Raw genomic sequence first — 20,594 nt, 5'->3', positions numbered from 1 at the left:
TCTACCCATGTTCTTTTTCGCTTAAGAGCGCTAGTGCATAGATATATGGTAGTTTCATTGGAACCGCGTTTCCCACAATAATTCCAAGAGCAGTCTTGTTACTTACAGAAGAAAAGTCAAAGTAATCCGGGAAGAACTGTAAGCGGGCCGCTTCATGTGCAGTCAGTGTTCTTTTTTGTGTTGGATGGACATATCTCCCCATACAATTATTATAGAAGCCTCTAGTGATTGTCTGGGACGGTTTGTCGGGATGCAACCGCCCGTAAATACTGTTATATGAATGTTTTTTATCTCTATGGCAAGGAGGGCGTTCCTCATTCGGCAGGTCATATACATTATGTTCGAACAAGTAATGAATCCGCCGTTGATTTTCCTTGGAAGGAATAGAGGGCATATCCAATAACGTTGATTGAGCAACACCCGTTAAATCTCCAATTGCCCAATCAACAGTTCTCTCTTGGCTAACTGTATATTCCTCTTGTATTTTCTCAACAGAGAAAACATTATCTAAAGACGCAAGAAGTATTAAGCGTCTGCGCGTCTGAGGAACTCCAATCTTTACCAAGTCCACAATTCCAATATCCACTTTGTAACCGAGCTTGGTTAAATCCTTTTGAACACACTGAACAACTTGTCCTTTATCATGTAATGCACCAGTAACATTTTCGATAATGACTAACCTTGGACGAAACAGTTCTGCCGCTCTTGCCATATATAGGTAGAGATGATTTTTGGGGTCATTCCGCTTTGTATAGCGGTTCAAATCCGAGTGCCCTTGGCAGGGAGGTCCACCAACAAGCAAATCAACATGTCCTACCATTTGTTGAAGCTCTATCTCCTTCTCAGTAAAAGGAGAACCTACCATATCGGAAAACAATTGGGTGATGTCTCCATTGACAACATTCGCCTCAGGAAAATTGCACTCATAACAATCGCTGGCTTCCTTTTCAAAATCAACAGCCAAAGGAATATCCAAACCATAGTTTAGAGTGTTGCAGGCCTCCTTGACCCCAAGGGAAATGCCGCCGCAGCCGCAAAACAAATCTACAAGCCTAACCGTCTTTTCTGGATTCCCAGGCAGCCTCTTTGGTTTCTTATTTCTTAAGAAGGCGTAATCGCCTCCTGGAATTTCTCTAACTACGTTATTCACTGTGGTATAACCTCTCAAGTTAAATATTGTCAATCTTTGTGTTTGGACTCAACAATGTCACAAACATCGAAATCAATTGCATTCTTTTTACAATATGCATCGATCAACTTCATTGTTTTAAAATTTGGCGTGGCTTTTCCAGTCTCCCAACGGTTGACTGTAGCGAAAGATACTCCTATCTTTTTCGCAAACTCTTCTTGCGATAAAAAGGCTTTTCGACGAATCTTTTTAATATCTTCCGAAAAACTCATTCTGATCTCCCCTCGAGTAAGATGTACAATCAAACATTAAATTATTATAACATATTACACTCATTATTACAACATCTTTATAGCATATCACCAGCACATCACCAATCCCACAGTAGCAAGCAAAAGTGTACACGCGACGCTTCTATTCAATAATAACATATCCGCAACCTCGAAAAAACGTACTCCTTCGATTAGTTCTGACAGAAAAGAACAAGGGATTCTTACCGCCTGGTCTCCAAATTGCCCGGTGGCAAGAATCCCTTAAGACAGATATGCTTCCGAGGAGAATAACGAAGCAATTATCCCGGAGGAAATCTTTAATAAAGTACAAGAGGAACGCTCCCGCCGGAGCAATATCGAGATTGGCGGGAATGGCATAAAAAAGAGAAAATCCACGAAGTACTCGGCGAAAAAGTCTGATTAGACCAACTAACACTATCAAATCAAGGTGTTGAGCAGAGCAAATCAAACACTTTTATTTTTCTTTGAACTCTGTTATTTTCCGTAGAACTATTTTATTTTTCCTCAAGGGGTATTCAAATTCAACCTTGAACCGAGAGTGCCGGAAAAGCCCCGCAATGCAGAAAAAGCCTGCAATACAAAGAATTTTGAATACCCCTATGGGGCAAATCACTTGTATTGCAGGCTTTCCTGATACGCAAAATAAAAGAGTTGACCGAGGCATCGTATCAATGCCTCGGTCAATTTTTGGCGGAGGCGGTGAGATTCGAACTCACGTGCCCGTGAGGACAACCTGATTTCGAGCCGTTGGGGAAACGGCACGGTATCTCACAGAACATCACAGTTCATTACGGGAAAAACCGCCGTGAAACCTAGTGTTTCCAAGGCTTTGAGCCAGCAAACCCTGATAAAATAAGGACTCATAAGCGCTCTGGTTCATCAACCGGATTTCAGGCAAAAATGCCGCTGTTTTGCTGATTTTCTGCAAAAGTGCAAGAAAACTGCAAGATGAAATTCCCTGACGCCATGCGCCTTTCAAGAACCGACCTTGTAAAATTGCAAGAAGCAAGACCCTGATTTTAGAATGATTCTCCTTTCTGCCGTCGGCAAACAACGGAAAGGAAGAATTTAAATGATACAGGAACAACTCCGTAAAAAGCTGGAGCGGCAGTTCAAAAAATATCCCGACTGCGTATTTCCCGAGGACGTATCCAAAATGCTCCACCTCGGTATCAACACCGTTTACCACATGCTGAAGGGCAACCTGATTTCCTGTTATCTTGTGACCAACAAATATCATGTGGCCAAGCAGGACGTGATTGACTTTGTTCTCGCCAGCGGCTACACCGAATGCATCTCGCCCACCGACCAGCGCAAGGAAATCCAAAAGTACTGCGCCAAGCCGCGAACTGCTTCTGAGATTTCGAGTATACTGGGGATATCCAACCAATACTGCCGAAAGGTGCTGCTGGCGCCCATGTGCCGGGAAAAGATGTTGGAATCCTATGTTTCCTCAGGTAATGACCGTTACAAGGGTGTGGTGCTATATCAGTGCAAAAAGCAGAAGTCCGAACGGGGTTCCAAAAAATGAGCAAGTATGCCGATTTGAAGGACCAGTATCCTGAAGACCTGACTCTGGACGAAATGCGCACGATCTTGCACATCAGCAAGCGTAAAGCCAGCTATATGCTGAAAAACGGCTACATCCCCTGCAAGGACAGCGGCAAGAAGACGCGCAACTTTCGGGTCAAGCTGAAGGATGTAATTTCTTATCTGGAGGAGATGGAAGAGCATCCGGAAAAGTATGTGCTTCCCAGCGGAACCTTTTCTTCTGCCACTCCGCATCAGCACGGCAAAGGGGCACAAAGGCTGCCTGTAGAAGAATTCCGCCTCTGGCTGGAGGATGAGTGGTCTGCCGCACCGGATGCCATGACCAAAAGAAAAATGGCGCAGCTGACAGGCTATTCCGACAGCGCCTTTCAAGATTGGATCTCTACGGGAAAATTGAGGTGCGTTTTACTCTATAACCAATCTGTGACAGCTAAGGTATGGTTAGTTGATTTTTACTGCCATGACGGCTACCTCATTATACATAAATCGAAAAAGCACCAGAAACTGCTGAACCGTTTTTTTGAGGAATATCATGGTGAAACCGCCCGGCGTTGATATTTTGATGAACTTAGGCTAAAATAGAAACCGGCTCTGTTTTAGCCTGAGTTTTTATTTAGCCAGGAGGTTGACAAGATGGAAAAATTCATTCCCTATGAGAAACTATCCAAGAAAAAGCGACGGGAGCTTGCCATAGCACGGCGAGGAAGTTGGGGCGCGTTGAATCCCGTTACCCGCAAGCCAGAAAACCCCAAAGCCTACAATCGGAAAAAGCACGGAAATGGAGTGATGAATCACCCACGACCGTGCCTTTTGATTTTGATTATTTATCCAGTACGGAGTATTTCACTTTATTTCCGTATTTTTGTGCTGACAAAAGGCCAAGGTCCTCAAATTTTAGCACGAAACCGCGTATTGTGGCATAGGCGGCGTTGCCGAAGTCTCTATCGGCACGACAGTGTATACATCATGTTAATGTCTGGAAACTTTTATTTGATTTTTTCAGATCGGTAATGCTTCTGTCCGAGAATATTTTGTCATAGAGCGTTGCATTCATAAGATCAGCTTTCCTTATATACCCCCAAATATGCCCACTTTAGTTTGAATAAGCTGTGACGGTAGACTATCTTGTTGAAAATTCAAATGTCGGATAATAGGACAACAATTTAATCTAAGGCTAGGCTATTTTGCACTGATTACCTTAAGAATAGTATACATACAACTATCAAGATCTTTTAAAATTTGTTTTTCCCAAAAATGATATACTTTCCAACCATCTTGAACTAATAATTTGTCATTTCGCTTATCACGTTCAATATTCTCTTCAATCTTTGTAATCCAATAAGTTCTATTTGATTTAAGCTTATCTTTCTGAACTTCCCAGTTATACCCGTGCCAAAACTCACCATCAACAAATATTGCAATTTTTTGCTTTGTGATTGCGATATCTGGTGACCCAAATAATTTCTTATAGTTTTTTTGATAGCGTATCCCATTGTGCCACAGGGCCTTTGCTAATAATTCTTCTGCCTTACCACCTTTAAGATGGACACGCCCCATGCGTTCTGATATTTCTGGAGTAGTTTTTAATATTGGATGCTTCATTTACTATCATTCTCCAGAGGAAAAGCTGATCTAATTTGATATGATTGTGGCTCTATATACCAATTGTTTTTTTCAAACATGACTTTAGCAGGATTTTGAATAATCAAAGGTTCGTAAGTTTCGCTAATTTTCGAGAGTTCTACAAGGTATAAATAATATTTGTCTCCATGTAATTGAGCAATTTCCTTTTCATTCCTCGACCAAAAGAAACTCCACCCAGCTGAAACAGCCTTGACTTCAATGAATCTATCATAATCTGGGGATGATATGGTATTAAAAGAAATAATATCATAGCCTGCACCTACGTCAATTGCAGATATAATCTTAATGTTTTTTGATTTTTCAAAATCGTTGATTCGATGCTGTTCATATAAAAGTACATATTTCTCTGCAAGGTCTCCAGCTTTTTCATTTTCCTCAAGTTGCCTTTTGAGCTGTTCCAAACTCATTGATCGTTTTCTTTTTATAATGTGTGGCTTTAATAGCACCTCATATTCGCTGGAAATGTAGAATTTTGTACTATATAAAGTCCGCTCAAGGTTAAAAAATCCAAAACTAATCAACACATTTCTAATATTTGACCAAGTCAAATCTAATTTTTCATTATAAAATCGATACTTTTTGGATAAGAGATCAAACGTAAATTGCATCTCATTTAAAACGCCATTTAAAAAGAGATTCTCTATTATAGTAGATACGATGAAATCAGACAGCTTTTTTTCGTCTGAAAGAAATGGAATGACAGAGCTTTTGATATAAACTTTCTCACTTTCTTCAGTCAACTGAAAAATTGAGCAAAAGCTTAAAAGTGCATCTACATTAAGTATATAGTTTCCCATAACATGAGCGCAAATCGATTTTATATCAGCATGTGTTTGATGTTGATTCCCTATCACATGTTGAAGGAAATATAAGATGTCTCTTTTTTGACCAATTTCATTATATTTTTTTAGTTCTTCTAACATAGTCTCGAATCAACGCCTTTATATCTTCATCGCCCACATCATCTGTAACATTATCAAAAAGCGGTATGGGCATACTCTCCATTATTTCCGTCATTCGGCGTTCCTTTTCGTTTAATCTTTCATCTATAGTTTCATCAACAGAGTTACGGGAAATCACGAAATAATAGTTTGTTTGAGTCCCTGGCTTAAGGCCATACCTATGAATCCTATCTTTAGACTGTACATAATGTGCAGCATTAAAAGATCTCTCAATATAAATTGCGTTATGACATGCTTTATGCAATGAAATAGATTCTGCCACAGCAAAAGGATTTGCTAAAATGACTTTGTAGGGGCATTCATCCATTTGAAACTCTCGTATAATCCGTTCCCGTGTCAATAGCTGATCTTCGGACTCAGGATCTTGCTCAATTCCACCTTGTTCGACAGGAATGGCTCCATACAACTCTTGAGCCATTATCCCATTTTCCGAAAGGTAGCTTTTTAATCCATGAATTGTATGGAGAAATGTTGCCCAAACAACAACTTTTCCACCATCCTGAATAATCTTCTCCACAAGTTTTTTAACAGCTATATATTTCACAGGTGTCTCCAAAGAGTTGTATTTTGATATCTCTTCCAGAACATTAGTATCATTAATTGCGTGATAAGCTTCGTTCGGGCGATCTTCGTCAGAGAAAAAATCATTCAATGGAGCCTGAAGCATAGTCGGATCAGTGGCCGCTTGCATCAATCTAATCATTTTTGCCTGAGCTATTGCTGACTTAAAACGTGAAGAAGTGTCTAGTGGACCTTCTTGCATAAATGATTCAACATAGCGCCTCTCGATGAAGTCGTATATCCTACGTTGAGACGGCCCCATTTCAACATATATAGGTGGATTAAATGTTGCTGATGGGATATCAAGGTCGCTCTTTTTAATCCTTATAAAATATGGAGAGATATTAGAAATAAGCTGACTAGCTCGCGGATCGTTATGTCTACTGGACATATCACGCAATTGGTTAGTCTCAAATCCCATTACGTTTTTCGTAGGCCAAATAAATTTAAACATATTATAAAGATCTTCATAGCCATTGGGAGCCGGGGTACCTGTTAGGACAACTCTCGATTTGCAATATTTCGCAATAGATAGAACAGCCTGAGCTATAACACCTCCGTTTGTGTTTTTTGCTTTATGTGCTTCATCAAGGATTACCATAACATTGTTGTATTTAAGAAAGTATTCAATTTCATCTTGTAAAGAATAAAGTGAATTATATGAAATAAGTGTCAATTCTGCAGGATGTAATGAACATAGATAATCCTGCTTTTCTTCTTTGCTAATTCCGCTAATCAAACGTTTTGCAATAGGCCATCGACCAAAGCACTCAAAGTATTCCTGCTCCCACGGACCAAAGGAACTTAATGGTCCAATAATTAGTAATCTATCGACCTTTTTCATATCATCAATGGATGGATTGTGTAAATACGCATAAGCGCCATAAACAATGCTTGTCTTTCCTGCGCCTGGTACGGAAAAGTTGCATGCATTTTGAGAAAAAGCTAAGTGATATGCCGAGAGAAGTTGGAGCGGGTATAATGAACGGGTTGGAAATTGAGCCTCTATTACATTCGTAAATAGTTTGAAATCGGTGGTATTACAATTATTGTTCCGTATGTTAAGTGCCTCTTGGGAAAATACTGAAAATTTGTCTTCTTCCTCGTAAAAGTTCTGAAGAACCCGATTTGTCGATTCACTCCGGCTCTCTTCAAAGCCGTATTTAGAAAGCATATTACGGACATTGGAAAGGACTTGATTTATTTCGTTACCACCGATTTCAATGGAAATCCTACTTTCTTCAATAGACGGATTAAAAAAATCACGCAAGTATCTCATCACATAGCGATTTGCTTGCAATGCGTCTATATCACCAGTCAAGTATATATATCTTTGACTGGTATCTATGTCGATAGAAACCTTACTCATCGCATCCACTTTCTCAATCTAAAACTTTTTTCATTTCCCAAGTTATTTTATTGATTTCCTTAACCATATCAAGAATATTGGGATCGTGTAGAAAACTATCCTGCTCTTGGTCGACCGATTTAAGTGCGCTTAATGCACGCGTCAATAGTTCACGAGGCTTATTGGCATCGCGCTTATCTTCAAGTTTCCGTACATTTCTTCGCAGATTTCCTTCAAGCTCACCCTTTGTAGCCTCGGTCCACGCGTTGTCTCTGCTTTTAAGTAGCCTGGGAAGATCCTCACTAGGATGCGAAGTGCGTAGCTCTTCAACTGTTGGCTCACTAATAGTAGATATAGTGTCACTATGCTTTTTAAAGAAATCAGTCCAAAGGTCATGGTGAAAAAATAAACTACCGTCTTTCCCTGTCTTTGCAATATCACGAAATTCTTTACCCTCGTACCGAGCGCGAATGTAATCAAAGCATACTAGTTTTAAATCTGATATGTCGGAATCAGTGTAGTTCCAGTCAATTTGGCTTACCGATCCTACATGTTTCTTGTATGAATCCAGATAGCTATTCAAGTCAACAAAAGGACCTTCAGTCTTTTCCAGACGAGTGTAAATACCAGAATATCCATATTCGTCAAGGTATTCTTCCATTAGTTTTAAAATAGATAGCCATTCCCGAATAGTGCCAGGCTTCTCTCCCATAAAATCCGCGATTGCGTCAACATCAAAGAATCTTTTGAGCTCTTTACATTTCAGATATTTTTGGATTGGATTATAGTCTAGCTTATCGTCTTCGCCCATCTGGTAGATTGTTTCGAGTTGTTGGATATCCTTTTCCTCTGCATTATCTGGCAAGATAATTGCTAAAAAGTATTGACAATGATCAACTTCCGAAAGCGAAAACTGCTTATGTATTTCAGAACCACGATTTCTAAACAAGCGATTGAGTAACATTGCCCTACGGTTACCGTCAATAATAATACCATCCGCGGTTACAATCCCATATCTTTGCTGTCTGTTGCGCTGCAGACTTTCCATTGTAACCCGATTTCGATCTTCTTTAGACTTATATAAAAAATCTTCAATTATAAGACTATCAGTTCGATTTTCGGGGTCCAAGGACCCGTATTGCGTCTCATATGATTTTATCTCGGTTCCAATGCGTCCATTATATTTATTATAAACCAAGTATACAAGCGGAATTCTATAAACTTTGACCGTTAACGTTGAACCTTTATAACGGAGCGGTATACCAGTCATTGCAACGTTATTTTCATTGGCTCGGAGTTCTGTCAGTTTAGCTTTTCGCGTCTCGGCGTCCATTATTTCCCCTCCATACTTTTTATTATCTTTTCAAGTATGTAATAACCAATGGCTATTGCGTACGGTAATGAATGTGGTTCCGACTTGATTCCTACGATGGTTTTCTTTTCAGTATCAGAAAGAATACGATCAAGCAATGCACGGACTTCATTCAGAAGTTGATACGGACCCCAAAATGTCTGTCTATTTCTTTCTATAGTAGTCATACAAAAAACTTTTTGAAACTGTTGAAAGTTTGGAATGAAGTTATTTATATTATCAATCCATTGGTCTATTTCACGTAGGACTTCATCCTCAATAATATTAGCATCTATTGTTGGATAATAAATTTTCGCCTTATCCTTACCTTGGCTATAGTGCAATTCGACATTCCATTTAAACATGCAATGATCGAAATCGGAATAATAATTAGTCAGCTCGACGCGAAACGCGTTGATTATTAAATAAGGAATATGATACTTAAATTTTGCCACTTCTCTTTTGGGCTTTTCAACATTGGGAGGAATCACGACATGGTTTAAATTGATAAATGGAATATCATTATTATATACAATTTTGGGGTATCCAACAGGTATAGGTTCATGCTCAGCTCTAAGTATAGCAATTGCTATCGCATAAGACAGTTTTGGTGGGACAGAGTTTCCAACTAAAGTATATTTTACTCCTTTTGAGGGGCCGTAAAAGCGATAATCAATAGGAAAACTCATCATTGTTGCAACTTCTCGAACTGTTGGCAACCGATATTGATTATTTCCATAACCTAGTATCATTGATTCGCGTGAACTAGCAGACATATTTGCCATTACAGTTCTGGAAGGCCTATCAAGATTTTCTGGGAATGCCATCCTCCCCATATATCCCTTATCTTGTTTTAGTCGTTTAGCTTTTTCCCACTCAAATGGCTGAAGCTCGTAAATATAATGGTGATCAGATATTTCTTCATTAGGCAGTATCAATTCTGGATAATTGAGGTCAGTAATAGGGTCGTGGCATTTTGAAAGAGGTTCTCGTAAAGATGTCAACACTTTTCTCAACGTAATGGCACTCTCATCATCATGCGTTTTTTGCGGACAAGGAAATTCACCACAAAGATATCTCTCTCGGTTTGTTGGAGCTCCAAAATATTTTGCATTATATAAGCCTGAATTTTGCCCATTTGGAAACAACACAAAGTTTCCGGGCAACCCCAAATCTTCCGCGGAATATGACTCCTTAATATAGTTTTTAACGTTAGGAACATTTTCAAGTACCCAATATTTCAAAATTGATCCATATTTAAATCTTTTCCTTGCAATTATTCTTAAATATGCTTCTATCAGTTGTATACCTAAAGATTTATCTCCATTACCAGACTTATTAGAGCTTGAAAAGGCTTGACAAGGTGGTGAACCAATAATTACTTCAGTATCGGGAACCAATTGCTCAAATTCTTCATCATTCAATTGCGAGATGCGAATCACATCATCCTGTATAACATTTACTCCTGGTTTATTACCTGCGTATGTATTTATAGCTGGTTCCCACTTATCGACAGCAAAACAAATTTCAAAACCAGCCTGTCTAAATCCCTCAGAAAATCCCCCTGCACCGCAAAAAAAATCGGATACTCTCATTGATACACACTCCGCTACTTGCTTAAATCTTTTATGAATAATCTCTTGCCCCAGCAAACTCTCAAGTCAATTGGTATGGCGATTTTTGAATATCTTCTATCTGATATCTTCCACCTTCCAAGCTTTTGCCACGCAGTCCCACTCGCCAAAGAATTCGTCCTCGCGGACAATGGAGGACCAAATTGGGCGTAGAAACAGATTGATGCTATCTAAAACATCACTGAAAGGCAACTCTTTATTGCGGATATTCTTTAAGAAATATCGCCATTTAACAAGCATATCTGAATCATCAGTCAACGTAATGATCCGATCAAAGCTTTCTTTATTATAAGGTGTTCCACGGTTTGAAAGAGTTTGCATAATAGCTTCCTGCAAACTGCGACCATCAAAACAAAAAGTGTTAGCTAGATAATAGATGTCAAAGAAATCTTTCATACGTCCGGTCAATTCAAATCGCTGGAGAATGGCATCAAATTTCTCAGCAATTGTACTTTCTAGAGAATAGGTAAGAATCTCAGGCGTTTCATAACCATCTAACTGTGTCCGTACCGTGCGCCTTTGTGCGCCTGGAATAATAATGTCACCCACTCCGATGTCTACATCAAAAGGTACGCGCACGTTCTTAATATGACCAATTATTTGTGTGCTAACGCCAGGATATTTACGCTGCACTGCAATTGGTATTGTTTTCTTAGCCGTAAGCACCACAACATCATTATTGCCGGTGTGTGTTGCCAAAATTTTTGCAATTACCTCATCCATATGATCTAAGCCGCTATTCATATAGCGCAGTAAAAAATCCACATCTACTGTCGCTCGGCTTTCAAAATTTGTAAGCGTATAGACGAACAGTCCACCCTTCAAGATTAAATTTTCAGCATATTCAGATTTGGATAATCTGCGTAAAAATTCTTCTTGAAAGAATAACTGAAGACATTGCTGATAAGCGACTCCAGATAATTTAGCTTTATTTTTCAGCTGGGCAAGAATGGAAGCTCCTTTGTCTGGCATCAGATCCACACTCCAATCAGTGCTTTCACCTTTTGCGTTACACGCATCTTTTTTGCATATTCCATTAGTCGCGGAATATCCTTTGCATTATCCTCAGCATAGCGACGGATGGCGGTGTTAAAGACTTCTTTATCCATTTTTCCCATATAGCGTAGACAATCGCATATTGTTCTCTCTTTGTTATAGATTCGGACAGGATAATCATCCATTTGATCATGGGCCATACCCAATTCCAACAGAGCTGGTTCAATATAGTACGGTTTTACAAAAGGATAATCAATTTTGAACCGGCTTTTACCCCCGTCTTTACTAACAGCCAGATGCCAAACAAGTGGAGTCCGGTCACTGTAACGATAATGGAATAGTGCGGTGTCCATACACAATATCGCATCCGGAAATAGGCGAGTTACAGTGGTCACTTCACTTAAGCTCATATTATCGAGCAATTGGTAGTATCCATATCGCACTTTTCCGATAACGCCGTCCGCAATAAGCTTTTGAATATCAGCATAATAGATATGTTCGGTATAAAGTTCGCAGGTTCTCAGTATTCCTTGATGATTTTGAAAAATGGCTTTAATTTCGTCAAGCGAACGCATTATGACACCTTCTTCAACTTTCAACATATTTATTCTGGCAAGCGGATTAAGTTATAGAATCATATTTTTTATTATACTATTTATTCCCTTATTCGTCAATACAAGTTTTAAACTTAACTTAATGACAAGCGGATATTTTAATAATATTCAATTTATATGAACACGTGGGGAAACATACTGTACTTCTTATGATTCAGCCCCATCTGGACTATGGAAAAATCGGCGCCGAGTATTATGCCAATCATGGCGGCGCGTATATTTCCTGCGGCTATGTTCTCAGAAAGACAACGCGGATCAGGCCCTGATGGATTTTACCTAGCCCCATCCGGCTCAGGAGTTCGGCGGAATGAATATGGGATAGCTATTTCCGCCGCTTCATGGTATCCTGTGTGCTTGACAAAACAAGAAGGAGATGAAAAAGTCATATGAGCGTAAACGCCAGAGAGGAACAGTATGAACATGTGGAGCTTTTCGGGAAGCCCGCCCTCTTTACGGATTCCCGCGTTGACCGCGGTACGATACCCGAAGGCTTCCACTGCTACGACCTGCGCGGCTCCGACTACGATCCCGGCAAGCCGACGACGCTGGAAAACCAGGTCGTCGTCAATCACGCCGGCACGGTGCTGACCGCCGAGCCGATCACCATTCCCAAGGAGGGCTTCCGCCGATTGCGCGGTAAGCTCAATTTTCTCGGTGAATGCCTGACGCTGCCGGAATTCTGTGAGGAACACGGCATCGCGCTTCCGCCCGACAACCGGAAATTCATCCTGCGGCCCGCCTCTCCCAATGAGGCGGGTATTTTTTATGCCCTGCCGAAGGAACAGGACGCGGCGCTGGGCGCCATCGGCCATGTCCGCATCGATTTTGGGCGCGGCGGCGACGAGTTCTGGCACACCTGGCATCCCCGCAGCGGCGAGTCGCTGAACAGCCCCGAATTCAAGGCGGAGCTGACGGAGCTGGTCAACGAGATCCGGAAAACCGGCCCACTGAAAAATCTCAGCGCCATGGCAAATTATTGCGGCAACCGCGGCGGAGAGATCGAGGGCGGCTGGCGGCAGAACTACGGGTACGTGATTGAAACGGAACGGTACCGCTACTGCCTGCGGTGCAATCCCGGCCCCGGAGATTACCACGCCTATCTCACCGCTTTCGACCTGCGGGCGCAGCGGATGAATATGAAGCAGGAAGCTCCCGCACAGGAGCATGGGCTCACGGAGGCCGGAAAGGAAATGCTTCGGAACGCCGCGGACAACACGCTGCCGCACAGCTACAGCTGGTTCATTTTTCAGGATTATAACACGCCCAGTGAAAAGCTCACCGGCGGCCTGACGCTTCCGGATGCGATCCGGTTGTATAACGACATAGGCTGCGGCAGCAAGCGGCTCGGCGTGACCAAGGACGGGATCGCCACCGTGGATCTCGTGATCACGCTGAACGGCGAACAACAGCTGTCGGAGGACTACACTCGACTCGCCAGTTTCTCCGGCGATCCGGTCATAGTGGAGGCGGTGGAAAAGCTACGCGGGGCAATCATAGAACAGACGCCCGAGCAGGGCATCACGATGGGAGGTTTATGAAATGAGACAGAACCCCGAATGGGTGAAATTCATGAAGGAGCAGTATCCGCCCGGCACCCGCATCCGGCTCACGGAAATGCGCGATCCCTACGCCCCGGTGCCATCCGGCACTGAGGGAACCGTTGATTTTGTGGACGACGCGGGCCAGCTTCAGATGCAATGGGACAACGGCCGCACCCTCGCGCTCATCCCCGGCGAGGATCGCTTTTCCGTCATTCCGCAGCCGCTTCAGACGCTGAAGCTGTACATGCCGCTCACCGTCAGAAGCTATGAGCGCAACGAATACGGCGACATGGACGATGATCCCATTGAGCTTGACGGCCGGACGGCCCTTTCCTATGAGGATCACATTCTCGCCGCCCTTCTGAAAGAACGGAGGCCGGAGGAAGCGGAGCGCGGCCTTATGAAATACTACGGCGCGGACGACGGCGTAAACAACAAGGTGCGGTCTTACGTTTTCACGGTTGAGCGTTGCCAGGGCCAATTGATGGGGGTTGCCGAGTGCCGCGTGCAGGGCGATCTGACGGCGGAGGAACTCGACCGGCTAAAGGAAACCATCATCGGTCAGGCAGCAGACGGCTTCGGAGAAGGGTTTGAGCAGCGCCCAATCAAAACCGAGGACGGCGAGCTTTACGTCAGCCTGTGGAGCAGTGATCAAAGCTGGAGCGTCATGACGCGGGACGAGCTGGAGCAGGGCCAGCGGATGGGAGGAATGACGCTTGAATAGCAAAATCATGGAGCTGGAAATCAGCCGTCCCGGTCCGCTCGGTGCAGATGCCTCCGCAACCCTCGCGCTGCCCGCCGCGCCCTATGAAATTCTGGACGCGCTCGACAGGGCGCGCGTGACGGATGAGCGCGTCATCTACTCCAGCGAGATCGTAAGCTGCGAGCTAGACTACCTGCCGCAGTTTCTCAGCCCGAGCTCCAACCTCTACGAGCTGAATCACCTGTGCCAGCGGCTCTCCTCGCTCAGCGATTGGGAGCTGGACTGCTTCGAGGGCATGGTGATGATGGACGCCGTGCAGAAAAGCTATGAACCGATCCCCGTGGACCGGCTCATCAACATGACCGCCAGCATGGAGCACTGCCAGATCGCCTATGAAGCGCACGATGACGAATCCCTCGGCAAATTCTACGCGGAAAACGGATTCGTCCCGCAACTCGACAGCGTGCCGGACAACGTCTACGCCTGGCTGGACTTCGGCAAGATCGGCAAGGAGATGCGCGAGGGCGAGGGCGGCGTCTTCACGCCCCACGGGTATGTGGTGCAGAACGGCATCATCGCGCGGCTGTACCAGCGCGGAGAGGCCGTCACCATCGAAAGGCCGGATTATACCGTGTTCCTCCGCGTGACCAAGGGACGCTTCAACGATCCCGAATCTGAAAACGACCTCTCCGCGCTCCTGAAGCTGCCCGCCGGCGATCAGGAGCTTTTTCACGCGGTGAAGGAAGTGGGCGCAGCCTCCCCGGAGGAATGCGCGTTCACCGCCGTGGACTGTGCCGTCCCCCGGCTGAAGGAGAAAATCACCGACGAGTTGGAAGCCGCGAACGGCGACTGCTACGGACTGGTCAATGAGCTGGCGGGGCAGCTCCGCCACCTCGACCGGGAGGGCGGCATCCCGGTCTGCAAGGCCATGATCGCAGTGGCTCCCGACGATATCTCGCTGGACGAGGCGCTCGACCTCGCGTATCAGGCCGACGAGTTTTCTCTTCTGCGGGAAGCCGCGACTCCCTCGGACTACGCGAAAGCGGAGCTCGCGAAATGCTCCATCCCGCTGAAAGAGGAATTGCTTTCCGATGACGCAGCTCTCCATCATTACGGCGAAAAGCTCATGGAGCACAATCTCGCCTCCGCCACCGATTACGGCATCCTCGTCTCCCGAAACGGCCGGACGGTGGAGCAGTGCCTGAACCGGCCCGGGCCGCAACTGGAAATGAGGTGAGCAACATGAAGAATTACCCGTATCCCTATCCGTGGAAAGGTCTTCCCGGAACGGCGGAGGAAACACAATACCTTGGCTGGCGTCTTTCTGAAATGTCCGTCCGGGAACGGTATCTGCTGGAGGGTGCCTCTCAGCTTCAATCCGTCGACACTGCCGCGGATCTGATCAATCTGACGGAGCAGCTCGACAGCTTTTCCCTCTGTCTTGGCGCGACGGACAATGCCGCGCTCGGCGCTTACGCCGCCCGCTATCGGGAAAAGATTCCCGAAAAGCGGATATCCCTTCTCGATACGGCGCGCTGGGGACGCGACCTGCGGGAGCGGCATGGCGGCGTTTTTACATCGGGCGGCTTCGTGGAACAGACCTCTCCCCTCCAACAGAGATACGCTGCCGGAGACTCTCTCAGCAGACTAACGGCCGGTGACGCGGCCATGCGGCTGAAGTTGGCGTCCGCTCACTGTCCGGACGGCGTGTGGCTCATGCTCCCCGACCACGAACCCGTCACCGGCGAGCCGGACGAGCTGGCCGCCGCGCGGGAAGCGCTCGGCGTGACGGGCTGGAACGGCGCGGTTTTGCTGGAGGCCAAATGCTGCCTCTGGAATATCACGAATCCCGCGCGTCAGTACGCGACCCTCGAACAGCTCATCGACGCCGGTAATAACCTCGGTTACGTGTTGGAGGAACAGGGACAGGGAATGCCCTGCTTCGACGAATATTTCCGGGCGGCGATGGAACTGGAAGGCTGCACCCGGCTCGACGAGGCGCTGGACATCACCCAAAACCTGCACTGCTATGATTTAATTCCTTCCGAGGAATATTGGGGAAAGTTCGACCGCCGGATTGCCGAGCGGTCGGGGATTGTCGATCCCAACAGCGCCGCGGCCCCGTACTTCGATTATGCCGCCTACTGCAAGTCCGAAATCGAACGACTGGGGCTCAAGCGCTGCGCGGACGGATATATTGCCCGGAACGATCAGGCGTTTCTCCATGAATTCAGCGAGTCCGCCCCGCGGGAACAGAGTTTGAGTCTGATGTGAAGGAGGCTGACGGAATGAGCAAAATATTTTCTATCGTCGGTCTGGAAACCAACACCGGCATCCGGGATATCGGGATCATGGGCGGCATACCGGAACTGGAGGACATCCAAAGCTCCAAAGTATACCGGGAGCTGGTGGAGGACTGCGGCGAATCGGAGTACATCGCCGTTATCGTCAAATCGTTCCGCTACGGGCAGGGTCCTCCCGAACCAGCCTCCGCGGAAGACTTGGGCTGGATCGGAATGCAACCCGAGATATTGAAAAACGGCGACGCGGCGGAGCTTCAAACCTCCCGTTTCGCCATCCTGTATCCCGACCAGGGGATGCAGTTTCACATGTAGCGCCTTCTGATTTCAAAAAAATCGGAAGGCGCTTTTTGCGTTTCAGGGAAAAAAGCGGCCCATTATCAAATCCATACACAATCGCATACGGAAAACGAGAGGCGCTGTCTTTGAAAAAAGGCGGCGCCTTTTTTGTTTTCCGGGAAAGAAGCGCACCATGCGCCAGGAAAACAAAGCGGAAGAAAAAACAGGGGCCGGAGCGACCGGTCCTCCGAAGAAATACACCGTACCATCTCCGCGGGATCTCTCACGCTGCGAGGGCTGCCCGTATCCCCGCGTCGGCTTTATCTGCTGGAGTCCGGACGGCTCCTGTATGAAAACCGACATGGACAGATTCTGCCGGGCCGGGAAAGGCAGGTGACGCGATGAACAGCATCATCAGCTGGGTGGGCGGCAAAAAAGCGCTGCGGGACCTGATCTATCAGAAAATGCCGAAGGAGTTCGGGCGATACATCGAGGTCTTCGGCGGAGGCGGCTGGGTGCTGTTCGGGCGCCGTCCCGACGCCGCCATGGAGGTCTACAACGACTTTAATTCCGACCTTGCCAACCTGTTCCACTGCGTCCGCGACCAGCCGATGGCGTTTCTGAAGGAGCTGGGCTTCCTGCCCTTAAACGGCCGGGATGAATTCTTTGTACTGAAAAAATTTCTGGGACAGGAAGAATTCACCGACGCGTTTATGCGTCAGGAGCTGGAGCTCGCCCAGCGGGAGCTGACGCCCGTCCAGTTCGACGAGATTAGGGCAATCCTTTTGGAAAGAGCCGGGATGAACGACATCCGGCGCGCCGCCGCGTTTTTTAAGGTGATCCGCTACAGCTACGGAAGCGGCTGCGCTAGCTATGGCTGCCAGCCCTTCGATATCCGAAAGACCTTCGGCCTCATCTGGCAGGGCAGCCGGAGGCTCCGGGACACCGTCATTGAGAACAAGGACTTCGAGGAGCTCATCAAACAGTACGACCGGGAAAATGCGTTCATCTACTGCGACCCGCCGTACTATCTGACGGAAGGCCACTACGCCGTGGAATTCCGCAGAGAGGATCACTTCCGTCTGCGGGATACCCTGAAGGGCTGCCAGGGCAAATTTCTGGTCAGCTACAACGACTGCGAATTCATCCGGGAGCTGTATCAGGACTTCCGGATCGAAGCGGTCAGCCGCCTCAACAATCTGGCGCAGCGGTATGACAACGGCTGCGAGTACGCCGAAGTCCTGATCTCCAACTACGACACCGGCGAACGCCTGCGGGACATGCCGGTCCAGCTGGGGCTTTTCGACACCGCCGGGCTTACCGCGTGAAATCCGATCCAATAAATTTTAGGAGGAAACCAATATGAAGCTTTTGAAAGTGTCCGCAAATGTTGACAAGGAGTGCCGCCTGATTCTGCCCATGGAGTCCGTGAGCCTCGAAGGATTCCAACCCGGCGACGAGGTGTCCGCGCTCTTGGCCGTCCCGGAGAACGGAGAATTCCCCGGCCTGATGATGCTGGCCGCGCCGAAGGATTCGGCTCTGTCTTTCTTTACACAGGATCGCGGCGGCGATGAGGACGAGGAGGACGCTGAGGAAGCGGATGATTTCGCTCTGCCGCACGATCTCCTGCGGGCCGCGGGCATCCCAGTAGACGGGGATCTGGACGTTACCTGCGTCCCCGGCGCCATCATCATCCGGGAATCGGACGTCCTCGACCGCCTGCCGGACGGTCTCAGGGATATGTTTCGGTCCTTCGGCATCCATCCCGACACCGTGCGGGAGGTCATGAAAAAGGAGGGTTATTTTGCATGAAAGCAAAGCAGATGTATAAGGTCGTGGACGGCAAGGGCCGCGTCCTCATTCCAAGAGAGCTCCGCGCCGCGTCCGGCATGGATTACGGCGACATCGTCCGGCTGGGCGTAAGCCAGGGGGCCGTCAGCGTGAAAAAGGTGGAGCTTATCGAGGTGGGCGACCAGTCTCCGGAGGCGGTGGAAGCCTTTGTTTACGCCGCGATCCGGGACATGCCGGAGGAAAAAAAGATTGCCATCGCCGCAAAGCTGCTGGAGCAGCTTCACGACGGGAAGGAGCCGCCGCATGCCGACTGAAAAATTACAATACGGGGCCGAGGACTGCGTCCAGACCGGAACCGGCATGTTCATCGCCGGTTTTGTGGTCGTCATCGACCCGGAAGCACTGCCGGAAGACCGGCGCGGCGTCCGCCAGCTCCTACTCTGCGAAGGCGTTGTGGGCAGCTTCCCGAACGCGGCCGACGACGCCGTGTGCGCCGTGTCCCTCGCAAACGGGGAATGCGTCGGCAGAAAGCGCGGGGACCTTCTCGGCCTGTTAAAGCCCGAACTGCTCCCAGACCGCGCGCGGCTCCAGCTCTCGCAGATCCGTCCGCTGGATTCGGAGATTCCGAAAGAGCCGGAGTTCTTCGGTTACTGCTTTCTGCCGGACGGCCGGTATGCCTCCGGCGTCCCGCTTGCGAACGATCTGGAGGTCCGGGAGTATATCGACATCCAGAGCCGCTACCAGCACCGCCTCATGATCTGTGACCGTGAGGACTGCTGCGTTATTGAAATGCGGGACGGCAAGCTCATCTTCCCGACGCGGGAGGCTCCGGACGCGCAGCGGCAGGAGCCGGATAACGGCATGGAACTGAAGCTGTGAACCATGCCTGGACGGAAAGCCGGGAAAGGAGGAACCCCCATGGACGGTATTCAAATGAAAAGTAACCGTATCCTGTACTATGGCAACACCGCGGGATATCTTGACGCAAAGCGGAACATGGCGGTCATCGACCCCATGTTCCGAACCGATGAAATGGAGTCTTATCTTTCAGAACAGAAAGGGCTCTCAGTGGAATGGGCGGCCGGCACCTATGACAGCCTCGCGTCCGGTGCCCCCGACACGGAGGGAACCCCGCGGGCGCTCAAAAAATGCCGGGTTCATCAGCTGAAGCCCGATACCGACGTCATGATGAAATTCATCGGCTACGACGAGCTGACGGAACGCTTCGGGGAGCCGGACCCGGAAAATTATGAGGTGGCCTACGACGGCGAGGTGGAAACCAACGACCTTGAAGCGCTCTATGAAAAATTCAATGTTGACCACCCACCCGGCTACAAGGGACACAGCCTCTCCATATCGGACGTGGTGGAGCTGTACGACGCATCCGGCAGTACCTTTCACTATGTCGACCGCTTCGGCTTTAAGGAGATTGCGTTTCAGGCGCCGGAGCAGGAACAACAGGGCCCGCAAATGAGCCTGTGACCCCCGGCAGCCGGACGGCTGCTTTTCTATTTCACAGCAAAAAAGCGTGTACATTCCGTCCGACAAGAACAGTCTCAACGATCACAATCTGGAGTATGTGGTGGAAAGCCACCCCGCCGTGCTGGATGGCTTTATCAACCAGTACCGCCGCGCGTATCAGGAGCTGGGGCTGTTCGGCCCCGGCCAATGCGAGCCGGACTCCGATAAGCTGAGCTACGAAGGCCGCGTTCTGGTGCTGTCGCCGGACATTTTGAAGGAGAGCTGCTGGAGCCAGCAGGATCAGCTCTGGCTGGCAACCGGCGGCTTCGGCTGCGCCCCCAATTCCTCCGGCCGAGCGGTGTCCGCAACCTGCCTGAACGACGGAGAAAAAACGCGCTGGAACCGCGCTGACTTTACCGGCGTTCTGTGGGAGTAG

24 protein-coding genes are annotated in these 20,594 nt (G+C 47.5%); 15 read left to right on the top strand and 9 right to left on the bottom strand.

Annotated features, from left to right (window positions below; all coding sequences use genetic code 11):
- Window position 1: 1 nt before the first annotated feature.
- Window positions 2-1,150, bottom strand: a complete 1,149-nt coding sequence (locus ACLQ3M_RS07715) for a DNA cytosine methyltransferase (protein WP_411677121.1) — start codon at window positions 1,148-1,150, stop codon at window positions 2-4.
- Window positions 1,151-1,179: 29 nt separating this feature from the next.
- Complete coding sequence (locus ACLQ3M_RS07710; protein WP_411677120.1) at window positions 1,180-1,401, bottom strand: helix-turn-helix domain-containing protein; 222 nt, start codon at window positions 1,399-1,401, stop codon at window positions 1,180-1,182.
- A gap of 1,093 nt (window positions 1,402-2,494) precedes the next feature.
- On the opposite strand from ACLQ3M_RS07710, the gene ACLQ3M_RS07705 reads away from it, so the two are divergent.
- From ACLQ3M_RS07705 to ACLQ3M_RS07695, 3 genes are all read left to right on the top strand, one after another.
- Window positions 2,495-2,953: a hypothetical protein gene (locus ACLQ3M_RS07705; protein WP_411677119.1), complete on the top strand. Its 459-nt coding sequence runs from the start codon at window positions 2,495-2,497 to the stop codon at window positions 2,951-2,953.
- Window positions 2,950-3,528 carry a helix-turn-helix domain-containing protein gene (locus ACLQ3M_RS07700; RefSeq protein ID WP_411677118.1) on the top strand — a complete coding sequence of 193 codons (579 nt, stop codon included), beginning with the start codon at window positions 2,950-2,952 and terminating at the stop codon, window positions 3,526-3,528. Before ACLQ3M_RS07705 ends, ACLQ3M_RS07700 begins: the two co-directional genes overlap by 4 nt.
- A gap of 78 nt (window positions 3,529-3,606) precedes the next feature.
- Window positions 3,607-3,984 carry a hypothetical protein gene (locus ACLQ3M_RS07695; RefSeq protein ID WP_411677117.1) on the top strand — a complete coding sequence of 126 codons (378 nt, stop codon included), beginning with the start codon at window positions 3,607-3,609 and terminating at the stop codon, window positions 3,982-3,984.
- 168 nt (window positions 3,985-4,152) lie between these two features.
- Here ACLQ3M_RS07695 and ACLQ3M_RS07690 read toward each other — a convergent pair whose 3' ends face one another.
- From ACLQ3M_RS07690 to ACLQ3M_RS07660, 7 genes are all read right to left on the bottom strand, one after another.
- Complete coding sequence (locus tag ACLQ3M_RS07690; RefSeq protein ID WP_411677116.1) at window positions 4,153-4,575, bottom strand: very short patch repair endonuclease; 423 nt, start codon at window positions 4,573-4,575, stop codon at window positions 4,153-4,155.
- Window positions 4,572-5,540, bottom strand: a complete 969-nt coding sequence (locus tag ACLQ3M_RS07685) for a DUF3883 domain-containing protein (protein ID WP_411677115.1) — start codon at window positions 5,538-5,540, stop codon at window positions 4,572-4,574. Before ACLQ3M_RS07685 ends, ACLQ3M_RS07690 begins: the two co-directional genes overlap by 4 nt.
- The gene (locus tag ACLQ3M_RS07680) at window positions 5,515-7,509 is read right to left on the bottom strand and encodes a DEAD/DEAH box helicase (RefSeq protein WP_411677114.1); all 1,995 of its coding nucleotides are present in this window, start codon (window positions 7,507-7,509) and stop codon (window positions 5,515-5,517) included. The genes ACLQ3M_RS07685 and ACLQ3M_RS07680 overlap by 26 nt, the downstream gene beginning before the upstream one ends.
- 13 nt (window positions 7,510-7,522) lie before the next feature.
- Window positions 7,523-8,821 (bottom strand): hypothetical protein, encoded by a 1,299-nt coding sequence (locus ACLQ3M_RS07675; protein ID WP_411677113.1) that lies wholly within the window; start codon window positions 8,819-8,821, stop codon window positions 7,523-7,525.
- Window positions 8,821-10,434 (bottom strand): DNA cytosine methyltransferase, encoded by a 1,614-nt coding sequence (locus ACLQ3M_RS07670; RefSeq protein ID WP_411677112.1) that lies wholly within the window; start codon window positions 10,432-10,434, stop codon window positions 8,821-8,823. Before ACLQ3M_RS07670 ends, ACLQ3M_RS07675 begins: the two co-directional genes overlap by 1 nt.
- Before the next feature lie 96 nt (window positions 10,435-10,530).
- On the bottom strand, window positions 10,531-11,445 hold the full coding sequence (locus ACLQ3M_RS07665; RefSeq protein ID WP_411677111.1) for a nucleotidyl transferase AbiEii/AbiGii toxin family protein: 915 nt from the start codon (window positions 11,443-11,445) through the stop codon (window positions 10,531-10,533).
- Window positions 11,445-12,044, bottom strand: a complete 600-nt coding sequence (locus ACLQ3M_RS07660; protein WP_411677110.1) for a type IV toxin-antitoxin system AbiEi family antitoxin domain-containing protein — start codon at window positions 12,042-12,044, stop codon at window positions 11,445-11,447. Before ACLQ3M_RS07660 ends, ACLQ3M_RS07665 begins: the two co-directional genes overlap by 1 nt.
- A 425-nt stretch (window positions 12,045-12,469) precedes the next feature.
- On the opposite strand from ACLQ3M_RS07660, the gene ACLQ3M_RS07655 reads away from it, so the two are divergent.
- From ACLQ3M_RS07655 to ACLQ3M_RS07600, 12 genes are all read left to right on the top strand, one after another.
- Window positions 12,470-13,621, top strand: coding sequence for an LPD28 domain-containing protein (locus ACLQ3M_RS07655; protein WP_411677109.1), 1,152 nt, complete (start codon window positions 12,470-12,472; stop codon window positions 13,619-13,621).
- Between the two features lies 1 nt (window position 13,622).
- Complete coding sequence (locus tag ACLQ3M_RS07650) at window positions 13,623-14,348, top strand: DUF4314 domain-containing protein (RefSeq protein ID WP_411677108.1); 726 nt, start codon at window positions 13,623-13,625, stop codon at window positions 14,346-14,348.
- Complete coding sequence (locus ACLQ3M_RS07645) at window positions 14,341-15,564, top strand: antirestriction protein ArdA (RefSeq protein ID WP_411677107.1); 1,224 nt, start codon at window positions 14,341-14,343, stop codon at window positions 15,562-15,564. Before ACLQ3M_RS07650 ends, ACLQ3M_RS07645 begins: the two co-directional genes overlap by 8 nt.
- Before the next feature lie 5 nt (window positions 15,565-15,569).
- Window positions 15,570-16,601, top strand: a complete 1,032-nt coding sequence (locus ACLQ3M_RS07640) for a hypothetical protein (protein WP_411677106.1) — start codon at window positions 15,570-15,572, stop codon at window positions 16,599-16,601.
- 14 nt (window positions 16,602-16,615) lie between these two features.
- A complete protein-coding gene (locus ACLQ3M_RS07635) occupies window positions 16,616-16,942 on the top strand; it encodes a hypothetical protein (protein WP_411677105.1) in 327 nt (108 codons plus the stop codon).
- A 157-nt stretch (window positions 16,943-17,099) separates the two neighbouring features.
- A complete protein-coding gene (locus ACLQ3M_RS07630; RefSeq protein ID WP_411677104.1) occupies window positions 17,100-17,303 on the top strand; it encodes a hypothetical protein in 204 nt (67 codons plus the stop codon).
- Window positions 17,304-17,307: 4 nt separating this feature from the next.
- A complete protein-coding gene (locus tag ACLQ3M_RS07625) occupies window positions 17,308-18,234 on the top strand; it encodes a DNA adenine methylase (RefSeq protein WP_411677103.1) in 927 nt (308 codons plus the stop codon).
- 34 nt (window positions 18,235-18,268) lie between these two features.
- On the top strand, window positions 18,269-18,718 hold the full coding sequence (locus ACLQ3M_RS07620; RefSeq protein WP_411677102.1) for a hypothetical protein: 450 nt from the start codon (window positions 18,269-18,271) through the stop codon (window positions 18,716-18,718).
- On the top strand, window positions 18,715-19,011 hold the full coding sequence (locus ACLQ3M_RS07615; RefSeq protein ID WP_411677101.1) for an AbrB family transcriptional regulator: 297 nt from the start codon (window positions 18,715-18,717) through the stop codon (window positions 19,009-19,011). Before ACLQ3M_RS07620 ends, ACLQ3M_RS07615 begins: the two co-directional genes overlap by 4 nt.
- On the top strand, window positions 19,001-19,576 hold the full coding sequence (locus ACLQ3M_RS07610; RefSeq protein WP_411677100.1) for a hypothetical protein: 576 nt from the start codon (window positions 19,001-19,003) through the stop codon (window positions 19,574-19,576). Before ACLQ3M_RS07615 ends, ACLQ3M_RS07610 begins: the two co-directional genes overlap by 11 nt.
- A 39-nt stretch (window positions 19,577-19,615) precedes the next feature.
- Window positions 19,616-20,179: a YodL domain-containing protein gene (locus tag ACLQ3M_RS07605; protein WP_411677099.1), complete on the top strand. Its 564-nt coding sequence runs from the start codon at window positions 19,616-19,618 to the stop codon at window positions 20,177-20,179.
- Window positions 20,180-20,225: 46 nt separating this feature from the next.
- Entirely contained in the window at window positions 20,226-20,594 is a 369-nt protein-coding gene (locus ACLQ3M_RS07600) for a DUF3849 domain-containing protein (RefSeq protein ID WP_411677098.1), read from the top strand.

The sequence above is a fragment of the Caproicibacter sp. genome (assembly GCF_046707225.1).
Lineage (GTDB): Bacteria > Bacillota > Clostridia > Oscillospirales > Acutalibacteraceae > Caproicibacter.
Note: the sequence above shows the minus strand (reverse complement) of the source record. Positions and strands in the feature narration are given on the sequence as shown.

Coding starts and splice junctions, on each gene's coding strand:
- ACLQ3M_RS07710 (WP_411677120.1), bottom strand. CDS start 1,401: ATGAGTTTTTCGGAAGATATTAAAAAGATTCGTCGAAAAGCCTTTTTA.
- ACLQ3M_RS07705 (WP_411677119.1), top strand. CDS start 2,495: ATGATACAGGAACAACTCCGTAAAAAGCTGGAGCGGCAGTTCAAAAAA.
- ACLQ3M_RS07700 (WP_411677118.1), top strand. CDS start 2,950: ATGAGCAAGTATGCCGATTTGAAGGACCAGTATCCTGAAGACCTGACT.
- ACLQ3M_RS07695 (WP_411677117.1), top strand. CDS start 3,607: ATGGAAAAATTCATTCCCTATGAGAAACTATCCAAGAAAAAGCGACGG.
- ACLQ3M_RS07690 (WP_411677116.1), bottom strand. CDS start 4,575: ATGAAGCATCCAATATTAAAAACTACTCCAGAAATATCAGAACGCATG.
- ACLQ3M_RS07685 (WP_411677115.1), bottom strand. CDS start 5,540: ATGTTAGAAGAACTAAAAAAATATAATGAAATTGGTCAAAAAAGAGAC.
- ACLQ3M_RS07680 (WP_411677114.1), bottom strand. CDS start 7,509: ATGAGTAAGGTTTCTATCGACATAGATACCAGTCAAAGATATATATAC.
- ACLQ3M_RS07675 (WP_411677113.1), bottom strand. CDS start 8,821: ATGGACGCCGAGACGCGAAAAGCTAAACTGACAGAACTCCGAGCCAAT.
- ACLQ3M_RS07670 (WP_411677112.1), bottom strand. CDS start 10,434: ATGAGAGTATCCGATTTTTTTTGCGGTGCAGGGGGATTTTCTGAGGGA.
- ACLQ3M_RS07665 (WP_411677111.1), bottom strand. CDS start 11,445: ATGCCAGACAAAGGAGCTTCCATTCTTGCCCAGCTGAAAAATAAAGCT.
- ACLQ3M_RS07660 (WP_411677110.1), bottom strand. CDS start 12,044: ATGCGTTCGCTTGACGAAATTAAAGCCATTTTTCAAAATCATCAAGGA.
- ACLQ3M_RS07655 (WP_411677109.1), top strand. CDS start 12,470: ATGAGCGTAAACGCCAGAGAGGAACAGTATGAACATGTGGAGCTTTTC.
- ACLQ3M_RS07650 (WP_411677108.1), top strand. CDS start 13,623: ATGAGACAGAACCCCGAATGGGTGAAATTCATGAAGGAGCAGTATCCG.
- ACLQ3M_RS07640 (WP_411677106.1), top strand. CDS start 15,570: ATGAAGAATTACCCGTATCCCTATCCGTGGAAAGGTCTTCCCGGAACG.
- ACLQ3M_RS07635 (WP_411677105.1), top strand. CDS start 16,616: ATGAGCAAAATATTTTCTATCGTCGGTCTGGAAACCAACACCGGCATC.
- ACLQ3M_RS07630 (WP_411677104.1), top strand. CDS start 17,100: ATGCGCCAGGAAAACAAAGCGGAAGAAAAAACAGGGGCCGGAGCGACC.
- ACLQ3M_RS07625 (WP_411677103.1), top strand. CDS start 17,308: ATGAACAGCATCATCAGCTGGGTGGGCGGCAAAAAAGCGCTGCGGGAC.
- ACLQ3M_RS07620 (WP_411677102.1), top strand. CDS start 18,269: ATGAAGCTTTTGAAAGTGTCCGCAAATGTTGACAAGGAGTGCCGCCTG.
- ACLQ3M_RS07615 (WP_411677101.1), top strand. CDS start 18,715: ATGAAAGCAAAGCAGATGTATAAGGTCGTGGACGGCAAGGGCCGCGTC.
- ACLQ3M_RS07610 (WP_411677100.1), top strand. CDS start 19,001: ATGCCGACTGAAAAATTACAATACGGGGCCGAGGACTGCGTCCAGACC.
- ACLQ3M_RS07605 (WP_411677099.1), top strand. CDS start 19,616: ATGGACGGTATTCAAATGAAAAGTAACCGTATCCTGTACTATGGCAAC.